The following is a 10,388-nucleotide window of genomic DNA, read 5'->3' as shown; positions in this document are numbered from 1 at the left end:
TGGACACCCCCGCCGCCCCCGCCGCCACCGCCGATCGTGGTGCCCGGCCACATCTGACACGCGGGGTCCTTGACATCCAATCGAACTATTGTTCGAATAGGTCATGCGCTGGGCGGACCAGGCTGTCGCCGTCAACGGGGAGCCCGTCGAGGACGGAGCGTTGCCGGGGTTGCAGCGGATCGGCCTGGTCCGCAGCGTGCGCGCGCCACAGTTCGAGGGCATCACCTTTCACGAGGTGCTGTGCAAGTCCGCGCTCAACAGGGTGCCGGATGCTTCGGCGCTGCCCTTCCGCTACACCGTCAACGGCTACCGCGGCTGCTCGCACGCGTGCCGCTATTGCTTCGCCCGGCCCACCCACGAATACCTGGATTTCAACTGCGGCAACGACTTTGACAGCCAGGTAGTCGTCAAGACCAACGTCGTCGAGGTATTGCGCCGCGAGCTGCGCCGGCCGTCGTGGCGGCGCGAAACCGTCGCGCTGGGCACCAACACCGACCCATACCAGCGCGCCGAGGGCCGCTACGCGCTGATGCCGGGCATCATCGGCGCCCTGGCCGAATCCGGCACCCCACTGTCGATCCTCACCAAGGGCACGCTGCTGCGCCGCGATCTGCCGTTGATTTCCGATGCGGCGCAACACGTTCCGCTATCGGTCGCCGTGTCGCTGGCGGTCGGTGACGCGGACCTGCATCGCGACGTCGAACCCGGCACGCCCACGCCTCAGGCGCGGCTTGGCCTGATCGCCGCGGTCCGCGAGGCCGGGCTGGATTGTCACGTGATGGTGGCGCCGGTGCTGCCGTACCTGACCGACTCGAAAGAGCACCTCGATCGGCTGCTTGGCCAGATCGCGGCGGCCGGTGCCACCGGTGTCACGGTCTTCGGCCTGCACCTGCGCGGTTCGACCCGCGGCTGGTTCATGTCCTGGCTGGGCCGCTCGCATCCCGAGCTGGTGTCCAGCTACCGCGAGCTGTACCGGCGCGGGGCGTACCTGCCGGCCGGCTACCGCGAATTGCTGCGGGGGCGGGCCGCGCCGCTGATCGCGAAATACGGGCTGGGCGGCGGTGAGCGCTCGTTCCGGCAACCGGCTCCGGCCCGGGTGGAGCCGGAACCCGTTCAGGCGACGCTGTTTTGAGCTATCCGCGCGGCTTTGTCAGCGTGAACTGGTCCACCACGGTCACCGCGCCGAACGGTCCGCTCACCGCGTAGTGCGTCGCCTTGATCGAGGTGTTGCCGCCCGGCTGGCCGGGGTCCACGTCGAACGCCGCGAAGCCGTAGGGGTTGTCCCGATCCCGGACGGCGGACCACGGCGCGTCCTCCATAACGTAGGTCGGCGCCTTGTGCCCGAGCCCGGGATCGAAAGCGCCGACGGCGGTCAACACGCGGCAGCGCGGCTCGGGGAACAACAGGCCGTTCGTGGGCATGGACGTGCCACCGCCGCCGATCACGACGTGCACCGTCCCCTTGGTGGAGTCGATGACGTCGTCGCGGGTGTCCACCGGCATCGGCGTGCGGGTGTCGGTCTGCAGCGTGCCGCGCACCGGGTGCGAACGCTCGTAGTGGTGTTCGTGCCCGCACAGCACCAGGTCGACCCGGTACTGATCGAACAGCGGGAGCCATTCCTCGCGGATGCCCAGGTCGGCGCCGTTGGCGGGCGCGTCGGCGGTGGAGATCGCCGTCTGGTGCATGCACACGACCACCCAGTCGATGTCGGGATCGCTTCGCGCGGCGGCGAGTTCGGCCGCCAGCCAACGCCTTTGCTCTCCTGAAGAGTAGCCGTGCACGTAGAAATTGCTGGCGTCCTGAAACGCCACGTCGTCGTTGTTCAGGCTGATCACCCGCACCGAACCGGCGGTGAACGAGTACCACAGCCCGCGGGTCTCGGTGCTCGATCCCGAGTCCGGAACCGCGAAGTAGGTCTGATAGGCGCCGTAGCCGATTGGCCCGTTGCCCCACTCGTTCTCGTGGTTGCCCGCCGCCGGCATCCACGGCCGGTAGCGCGCCGATCGGGTGTTGTTGTCGAACCAGGCCGACCAGGTGCGGATCCGGTCTTGCGCGAGGTTGGCGTAGCACAGGTCGCCGTTGACCAGATTGAACAACGGCGCCATGCGCTCGATCGCCAGGGTGGTGTCGGCGGCGGCCGGTGACCCGATGTTGTCGGTGCCGTACCGGCCGTCGGGCAATCTTGCCAGCGTCGGCGTGGACTGATCGCCAAAGCTGGTGAAGCGGAACGGCTTTCGGCCCGACGGTGCGGTTCGGAGGGTGCCCATCTGCGGCTCGGCGCCGTCGTGCACCGCGGCGTACACGTAGTCGGTGTCCGGGGTCAGGTTCGTCAGGCGCGCGTGGTTCACCCGGACTTCGGTGTTCGACCTGGCGTCCCGGTAGGTGCGGGTTTCGGCCGCCACGGTGCGCCCGAGGCCCGACGCCGGCGTGCCGAGCATCACGCGCGGGTTGCCGACGGCGTCGACGGTGTGCCAGGACACCACCGCCTCGGTGCCGGCATCGCGGCCGAATTGCAGGTGCAGCCCGCTCACCGGCGGCGCGCCGGTGCGGCCGGGCTGATACCAGAGGCCGGGCGCGGCGGGGTGCGACCACAGCAGGGCGGCCCCGCCGCCCAGGCCCGCGCCGAGGGCGGCCGAGACCGCGCCGGTCGCCAACAACCGACGGCGGCTGATGCCGGGGGCGGGCTGTTCGGGGTCGTCCACCCCTGCTTCATACCGGAGCGGGGTGAACGGCGCCCGCTAGTGGCGGTGCGACTCGAGCAGCGCGGCCTGGCCGGTGGACGGGCGGCGGCCCGCCAGCCACTCGCGGGTGGCCGCGTGCGAACGCTCGATAAGCGTTGCGCCGTGCGAGAAGTCGGCCCCGGAGATGGCGACGGGGCATAGCGGCCGGATGACCCGCAGGTCCACCGCCGGCTCGAACCGCTCGATATCGCCGGCCAGGCGATGGTTCAGGGCGAGGGTCATGGCGTGCAACGCCATGTTGACCGCCGTCTTCGGCGATTCGGGCAGGGCGCACGAGTAGCCGGTCGGCAGCACCCAGACCCGGTCGGCGCCCAGCGCGACGGCGTGCGACACCGGCGTGTTGTTCACGACGCCGCCGTCCATCATGTCGCGCCCGTCGACCCGCACCGGCGGGAAGACGCCGGGAATGGCGGCGCTGGCCGCGATCGCGTCGACCGCATTTCCCGACGACAGCAGGACATCGTTGCCGGAGATCACGTCGGTGGCCACCACGTGCAGCGGGATCGGCGCGTCCTCGAGCCGGGCGAACTCCAATTTCTCGGCCAGCAGCCGTCGCAACCCGACGTTGGGCACCAGGTGCGAGCGCCGGCCCAGTATGCCCATCGCGCCCGCGATCGGGTGGGTCGGGAAGATGTCTTTTCTCGTCAGCGACCTCCACAGGTCGGCCAGCCCGAGGATCCCCTGCCGGTCGGGCCGTGAGGCGATCCATCCGCCGTTCAGCGCGCCCACCGACGTCCCGACGATCAGGTCGGGCCGTTCCCCCTCGTCGGCCAGGGCGAGCAGCATCCCGACGTGGATCGCGCCGAGGCTGGCCCCGCCGGACAACACGAAGGCCGTGGGCACAGATGCATAGTAGAGACCTTTTCCCACGCGTAGCCCCGTAACGAATTGGGTAGCGTTTTCGATATGACGAACGTGCGAATAGTGACGACGGGGGTCGCGGTGGCGACGTTTGCGGCGGCCGCGGCGGTGGCCGTCACGCCCGCGACCTCCTCCGCGGATCCCGCCGGCCATCAGGTCACCTACACCATCACCGCCACCGGCAACCTCACCGGAAACGTCCGCTACATGAACAGCGATCCGCCCAGCCAGGCGGCCTTCGACGCGAACTCGTCGCAGTTTCTGAGCAGCGTGCAGACGGCGTTCGCCGCGGGCCAGCCGCTGGTGTACAACACGACCCTGGCCAACCCGAATCAGTGGGCGTTCGTGAACGCGAGCGGCGGGTGCCACTGGCCGGACTGCGACTCGTCGAACACGCCGCAGATCCAGTGCCAGATCGCCGTCGACGGCCAGGTCGTGGTGACGCAGAGCGCCACCACCGGGGTCACCTGCTCCACGCGGCCCTGGTAACGGGCCGCTCGGGCGGTTTCGCGGAGAGCGAACGGCGCCCGGGTCATCGATGCACCCGCAATGCGAGGAAGTACTCGTGCCGCCGGGCGTGGTCGACGGTGTAGCCCACCGCCTTGGTCACGCCGGCGTGGTCGGACTCCAGCCAGCGCTCGGTGTGCTGACGTTCGAACTCGGTCCACGACGGCACGGTGAACCTCTCGAGGACCGTGTCCGGTTGCTCCAGGCTGTGATAGAGCCCCCAGCTGTGGCCGCCCGTCCGCAACCGGGATCGCCGGACGGCGCTCATCGACTCGACGAAGTCCTCGAGGGTGTCGGTGGCCACTCGATACCGGACCGTCACCAGCACTGGTCCGTCGTTGGGGCACGGTTCGAAGACGACCATCGGCGTCGGCCACGCCCGCGAAATGTCGCGGCTCAACTTCCCGGTTTCCGGCCGCAGCCCGAGCGTGCCGACGCTGAGGGCGGTGACGCCCAGTAACGCCGCGGAGACGGTCAACGCCACGCCGAGCCCCTCCCGCGTGGCGATCACACCCCACAGGTACGAGCCGACCGCCTGAGACCCCGTGAAGACCAGCAGGTACATCGCCAGCCCGCGGGCCCGGACCCAGCGCGGCAAGTGCAGCTGGGCCGCCGCGTTCAGGGTGGTCAGCGTGATCAACCAGGTCATCCCCGACAACACAAGGAAGGGGGCGGCCGTGGCGAACGGCAACCAGACCACGGCCAGCGTGGCGGCGCCGTACGCGGCCGCGCACCCCGCCAGCAGCGTGTTCGGTGGCAGCTTCTGGCGTAACGGCGCGGGCACCGCGACGGCCAGCACCGCGCCAAAACCGATGGCGCCCAACGCGACACCGTATCCGCTGGCGCCCAGGTGCCAGGTGTCGGCGGCGCTGACCGGCAGCAGGGCCAACAGGGCGGAGGCGGGGAAGACGAAAAGGGCCGCGCGCAGCAGGATTCGGCGAAAGATCGGGCCGTTGACCGCGTAACCCAACCCGGTGATGATCGCCTGGCCGAGGTGCTCCCGTTCGACGGGGGCGATCTGCTTGGGCCGCCGCCACGCCGACAGGGCGATGATGATGCCGACGAACGAGATTGCGTTGATCGCGAACACCGCGGCCGGACCGGCCAGCGCGAGCACGACACCGCCGATGGCGGGTCCGACCACTCGGGCGATGTTCACCGAGACGCTGGCCAAAGTCGCGGCGGCCGTTATCTGCTCGCGCGGGACGACCTCGGGCTGAATCGCCTGCCAGGCCGGCGCGGTCAGCGCGGAGGCCAGGCCGATGGCCAGAGTGAACAGCAGCAGCTCCGCCGGGGTGAGCCGCCCGAAGTACGTCAGCCCCGCCAGCGCCAGCGCGACCAGCACCGCGTACGTCTGCAACACCATCAGCAGCCGCCGCTGGTCGAACACGTCGGCCAGCGCGCCGGCGAACAACCCCAGCAGCAGGGTGGGCCCCAGGCTCGCCGTCTGGACCAGCGCCACGACGGTGGCGCTGCTGTGGGCCTCCACCAGAAACCATTGCGCCGCAACGCTTTGCATCCAGGTGCCGACGTTGGAGACGAACTGGGCGATGAACAGCGAGCGGAAAACCGGATTGCGCAACGGCGCCCATACCGACACTTCCGCGGCGTCGGTGCCCTGCTGGGTCAACTCCGGCATACGGCCAACGCCTTTCGCGTCGATGCGGCGGGGTAGAAGTCTAGGGCACACACCCGACGCGCGCATGACGGAGCGCCGCCGTCGGGGCTACCCCAAATCGGGGGCCGCGAAGGTGTCGCACTTCTTCGGGTCGCCGGTCTGGTAGCCGACGGTGAACCAGTGCTGCCGTTGCTCCGACGAGCCGTGCGTCCAGGATTCGGGGTTGACCCGTCCGGTCGATTCCTTCTGGATGCGGTCGTCGCCGACCGACGCCGCGGCCGAGAGGGCGTCGGAGATGTCCTGGTCGCTCAGGGGCTGTAGGTAGGGCACGCCGGTGCTCTCCTGCTTGACGGTCGAGGCGTAGTGCGCCCAGATCCCGGCGTAGCAGTCCGCCTGTAATTCGGTGCGCACGCCGTTGCCGCCTGCGCCCTTCGCCCCTTGCTGGGCGCGCCCCAGGACGCCCTGCAATTGCTGCACATGGTGGCCGTATTCGTGGGCGACCACGTACTCCTGCGCGAACGGCCCACCGCTGGCGCCGAATTTGTCGACCAGCTCCTGGAAGAAGTCGGTGTCGAAGTACGCCGTCTGGTCGACGGGGCAGTAGAACGGCCCGACCGCCGTGGTGGCCGGCCCGCAGCCGGTGTCCACCGAACCGGTGAACAGCCGCACGTGGGGCCGGGTGTAACCCTGCATCAGCTGTTTCCACACCGCGTCCACGGAGTTGCCGGTGGCCACGACGCGGCACTGCACGTACTTGTTGGCGTCGGCGCCGGTCTTGCACTGGCTCAGGTCGAAGCCGGGCGCCGAGTAGCCGCCGGTGTTCTGCTGGGTGTTGAGCACGCGGCCCGGATCGACGCCCAGCAACAGCGCCCCGACCAGGATGAGCAGGCCCAGACCGCCGCCCCCGAGGGCCATCCCCATGCCGCCGCCGGACGAGGACGCGGTGCTGGTGTCGATCTGCATTCCCTCGTTGAAGGACATGGGGCGCTCCTAAGGTTGCCGGGTCGCGGAGTAGCGGGCGTCGGTGTAGCTGCGCAGGTTGCGCAGGAATCGGCGGAGCCCGAGGTTCAGCAGCGGCCCCACCGCGTACATGGCCAGCCGGGCCGGGCCCGCGGGCTTCTGCGCCATGGTCCACGTCAACCGGCAGCCACCCGGGGTGACCTCGACCCGGTAATCTTCGGCGAACGCGGCGACGGCCTGCGTTGAGCACTCGTTGAACCGAAAAGCCATGTGGCTGAACGGCTCCCAGGCCAGGAACTCCTCGTTGCCGACCATTCCGCCGCGCATCTCGACGACGCGGGTGGTGCCGACGCCGCGCGGTTCGGGGCTGGTCCAGGTGACCTTGGTGATCACGCTGGCCCAGCGTGGCCACGACTCGGCGTCGGCGAGCACCTCGAAAAGCTGCTCGGGCGTGATGGCGAGGTCGACGCTATTGCGGAACACGAAAGGTGCGCTGTCGATGAAGCCCAGGTCGACGTGCTCGCAGGGGAACATGAAATCAATCTAGCCGGGGCCGTCGCTGGCCGCGGCCAGCAGCGGCACCACCACATCGCTGATCGGTGTCGGCAGGCCGTGGGCCCGGCCCTTGCGGATGATCACCCTGTTGCGGATGTCCCATTCCATCGCGCGGCGGTTCTCCCGGTCGGTCAGGATCGAGGTGCTCATGTCCTCGGGAACGTGACGGAACATCTCGGCCAGCTCGGCGACGATGCCGTCGGGCAGCTTGGCGCCCTCGGCGCGCGCGACGGCCAGGCATTCGGCGACGTAGCGCCGCGACAGTTCGGCGATATCGTCGCGGCGGAACATCCCGGACCGCCGGCCCGACAGCGCCATGAACCCGGCCAGCGCGTTCGTCAGCAGCTTGCGCCAGGCCGCGGTGATGAAGTCGGGGTCGCAGTCCACCCGGCACCCGGCGCCGCGCAGCAGCTCGGCGATCGTCTGGGCGGACGGCCCGCTGGGCAGCACCAGGGCGGCCTCGGTGCGCAGCCGCACCCAGCCCTGCGGCTGGGTTTCGGCGGAGTACCAGACGATGCCCGGGACCACGGGCGACGACGGGCAGTGCGGTTGCACCTGCTCGACCTGCTCGACCCCGTTCTGCAGCACGGTGACGATCGTGTGCTCGTCACAGAGCCGGGCCAGCCACCCGGCCGCCGCGTCGTTCTGGGTGGCCTTGACCGCGAGCACCACGACGTCGACCGGGCCGGTAACCGAGCCGGGGTCGGTGTGCACGGGGCCGGGCACCACGATCGGATCCGCCCCGTCGGGCCGCAATTCGATGCCGTCCCGCGGGGTGTGCCCGCACACCACCACCCGGTGTCCGGCCTTGTGCAGCAGCGCGGCGACCGTCGTGCCGACGGCGCCGGGGCCGACTAGTGCGATGGTGGTGGCAATAGGACCGAAACTACCTGCTCTAGACTGGTCACTCGTCCAAAGCCTGCTGAAAGGGAGTGTTTGTGCTGCGCAGCCACGCCGCCGGTTCGCTGAGAAGCAGCGACGCCGGGCAGCAGGTGACGTTAGCGGGCTGGGTGGCTCGCCGCCGCGACCACGGCGGCGTCATCTTCATCGACCTGCGGGACGCCTCGGGCATCGCCCAGGTGGTGTTCCGCGCCGAAGACGTGCTGGCCCAGGCGCACCGGCTGCGCGCCGAGTTCTGCGTCGCGGTGACCGGCGTCGTCGAGATCCGCCCGGAAGGCAACGCCAACCCCGAGATCGCCACCGGCGAGATCGAGGTCAACGCCGCGTCGCTGTCCGTGCTCGGCGAGAGCGCGCCGCTGCCCTTTCAGCTCGACGAGCCCGCCGGCGAGGAGCTGCGGCTGAAGTACCGCTACCTGGACCTGCGTCGCGACGGCCCGGCCGCGGCAATTCGCTTGCGCTCCAACGTGAATGCCGCCGCCCGCGCGGTGTTGGCGGCCCACGACTTCGTCGAGATCGAGACGCCGACGATCACCCGCTCGACGCCGGAGGGCGCGCGCGACTTCCTGGTGCCCGCCCGGCTGCACCCCGGCTCGTTCTACGCCCTGCCGCAAAGCCCGCAGCTGTTCAAGCAGCTGCTGATGGTGGCCGGCATGGAGCGCTACTACCAGATCGCCCGCTGCTACCGCGACGAGGATTTCCGCGCCGACCGCCAGCCCGAGTTCACCCAGCTCGACATGGAGATGAGCTTCGTCGACGCCGAGGACATCATCGCGATCTCCGAGGAGATTCTGTCCGCGCTGTGGGCGCTGATCGGCTACCGGATCCCGACGCCCATCCCGCGGATCAGCTACGCGGACGCGATGCGCCGCTTCGGCTCCGACAAGCCGGACATGCGGTTCGGGCTTGAGCTCGTCGAGTGCACGGAGTTCTTCAAAGACACCACGTTTCGGGTGTTCCAGGCGCCCTACGTCGGTGCGGTGGTCATGCCGGGTGGTGCCTCGCAGCCGCGGCGCACGCTGGACGGCTGGCAGGAGTGGGCCAAACAGCGCGGGCACCGCGGGCTGGCCTACGTGCTGATCACCGACGACGGCACGCTGGGCGGCCCGGTGGCCAAGAACCTGAGCGACGCCGAACGGGACGGCCTGGCCGCGCACGTCGGGGCCAAGCCGGGGGACTGCGTCTTCTTCTCGGCCGGGCCGCCGAAGTCCTCGCGCGCGCTGCTGGGTGCCGCCCGGAACGAGATCGCCGACCGGCTCGGCCTCATCGATCCCGAGGCGTGGGCGTTCGTCTGGGTGGTCGACCCGCCGCTGTTCGAGCCCGCCGACGAGGCGACCGCCGCCGGTGACGTGGCCGTCGGCTCGGGCGCGTGGACCGCGGTGCATCACGCGTTCACCTCGCCGAAGCCCGAGTACGAAGGCGTGGTCGACACCGATCCCGGCAACGTGCTGGCCGACGCCTACGACATCGTCTGCAACGGCAACGAGATCGGCGGCGGCTCGATCCGTATCCACCGCCGCGACATCCAGGAGCGGGTGTTCGCCGTGATGGGCCTGGACCACGCCGAGGCCGAGGAGAAGTTCGGATTCCTGTTGGAGGCGTTCACCTTTGGCGCGCCGCCGCACGGCGGAATCGCGTTCGGCTGGGACCGGATCAACGCGCTGCTGTCCCGGGTGGACTCGATCCGCGACGTGATCGCCTTCCCGAAGACCGGCGGCGGCGTCGACCCGCTCACCGACGCGCCGGCTCCGATCACCGCGCAGCAGCGCAAGGAGTCCGGAATAGACGCTAAACCGGAGAAGGTTGACCAGGCATGACTGAAATGCCCGATACCCAGACCATCAACGCGTTCAACCAGAGCATCATCGACGAGTTCCACGCGAACGGCGGCAAGGTCGGTGGCCAGTTCGAGGGCGCCAACCTGCTGCTGCTCACCACCACCGGCGCCAAGTCGGGCGCGCAGCGGGTGTCACCGCTGGCGTACTTCGACATCGACGGCAAGCTGATCATCATCGGCTCGTTCGCCGGCGCCCCCGTCAGCCCGGCGTGGGTACACAACCTGCGGGCCAACCCGCAGGCGCGCGTCGAGATCGGGACCGACGAATTCGCCGTCACCGCACGCGAATTGCCGTCCGACGAGCGCGACGCGCTCTTCGACAAGATCACCGCGGCCGCGCCCGGCTTCGCCGAGTACCAGTCCAAGACCAGCCGGGTCATTCCGTTGTTCGAGTTGCAGCGCACCTAGGCCC

10 protein-coding genes are annotated in these 10,388 nt (G+C 69.7%); 4 read left to right on the top strand and 6 right to left on the bottom strand.

Features of this window, described 5'->3' with window-relative positions:
• Window positions 1-103: 103 nt before the first annotated feature.
• Window positions 104-1,132 (top strand): Rv2578c family radical SAM protein, encoded by a 1,029-nt coding sequence (locus A5730_RS11665; RefSeq protein WP_067899958.1) that lies wholly within the window; start codon window positions 104-106, stop codon window positions 1,130-1,132.
• A gap of 1 nt (window position 1,133) precedes the next feature.
• On the opposite strand, the gene A5730_RS11660 is transcribed toward A5730_RS11665, so the two are convergent.
• Both A5730_RS11660 and A5730_RS11655 read right to left on the bottom strand, forming a co-directional pair.
• On the bottom strand, window positions 1,134-2,702 hold the full coding sequence (locus A5730_RS11660; protein ID WP_067899957.1) for a metallophosphoesterase family protein: 1,569 nt from the start codon (window positions 2,700-2,702) through the stop codon (window positions 1,134-1,136).
• Window positions 2,703-2,738: 36 nt separating this feature from the next.
• On the bottom strand, window positions 2,739-3,584 hold the full coding sequence (locus A5730_RS11655; protein ID WP_067899954.1) for a patatin-like phospholipase family protein: 846 nt from the start codon (window positions 3,582-3,584) through the stop codon (window positions 2,739-2,741).
• 63 nt (window positions 3,585-3,647) lie between these two features.
• Between A5730_RS11655 and A5730_RS11650 the strand changes: the two genes are divergently transcribed.
• The gene (locus tag A5730_RS11650) at window positions 3,648-4,091 is read left to right on the top strand and encodes a hypothetical protein (RefSeq protein ID WP_067899951.1); all 444 of its coding nucleotides are present in this window, start codon (window positions 3,648-3,650) and stop codon (window positions 4,089-4,091) included.
• A 43-nt stretch (window positions 4,092-4,134) separates the two neighbouring features.
• On the opposite strand, the gene A5730_RS11645 is transcribed toward A5730_RS11650, so the two are convergent.
• The 4 genes from A5730_RS11645 to A5730_RS11630 all read right to left on the bottom strand — a co-directional run bounded on the left by A5730_RS11645 (window position 4,135) and on the right by A5730_RS11630 (window position 8,118).
• On the bottom strand, window positions 4,135-5,748 hold the full coding sequence (locus A5730_RS11645) for an MFS transporter (protein ID WP_067899947.1): 1,614 nt from the start codon (window positions 5,746-5,748) through the stop codon (window positions 4,135-4,137).
• An 87-nt stretch (window positions 5,749-5,835) separates the two neighbouring features.
• On the bottom strand, window positions 5,836-6,708 hold the full coding sequence (locus A5730_RS11640) for a neutral zinc metallopeptidase (protein WP_067899944.1): 873 nt from the start codon (window positions 6,706-6,708) through the stop codon (window positions 5,836-5,838).
• A gap of 9 nt (window positions 6,709-6,717) precedes the next feature.
• Window positions 6,718-7,221: an SRPBCC family protein gene (locus A5730_RS11635; RefSeq protein WP_067899942.1), complete on the bottom strand. Its 504-nt coding sequence runs from the start codon at window positions 7,219-7,221 to the stop codon at window positions 6,718-6,720.
• Between the two features lie 9 nt (window positions 7,222-7,230).
• Complete coding sequence (locus A5730_RS11630; protein ID WP_197506234.1) at window positions 7,231-8,118, bottom strand: oxidoreductase; 888 nt, start codon at window positions 8,116-8,118, stop codon at window positions 7,231-7,233.
• A 56-nt stretch (window positions 8,119-8,174) separates the two neighbouring features.
• Here A5730_RS11630 and aspS point away from each other — a divergent pair, with 56 nt between their 5' ends.
• Together aspS and A5730_RS11620 are read left to right on the top strand one after the other, a co-directional pair.
• Window positions 8,175-9,956 carry an aspartate--tRNA ligase gene (aspS, locus tag A5730_RS11625; RefSeq protein WP_156745769.1) on the top strand — a complete coding sequence of 594 codons (1,782 nt, stop codon included), beginning with the start codon at window positions 8,175-8,177 and terminating at the stop codon, window positions 9,954-9,956.
• Window positions 9,953-10,384: a nitroreductase family deazaflavin-dependent oxidoreductase gene (locus A5730_RS11620; RefSeq protein ID WP_067899938.1), complete on the top strand. Its 432-nt coding sequence runs from the start codon at window positions 9,953-9,955 to the stop codon at window positions 10,382-10,384. Before aspS ends, A5730_RS11620 begins: the two co-directional genes overlap by 4 nt.
• Window positions 10,385-10,388 lie beyond the last annotated feature (4 nt).

This window comes from Mycobacterium sp. ACS4054, from assembly GCF_001667275.1.
Classification (GTDB): Bacteria; Actinomycetota; Actinomycetes; order Mycobacteriales; family Mycobacteriaceae; genus Mycobacterium.
The sequence above is the reverse complement of the archived record's forward strand: the minus strand, read 5'-3'. Positions and strand labels throughout refer to the sequence as shown.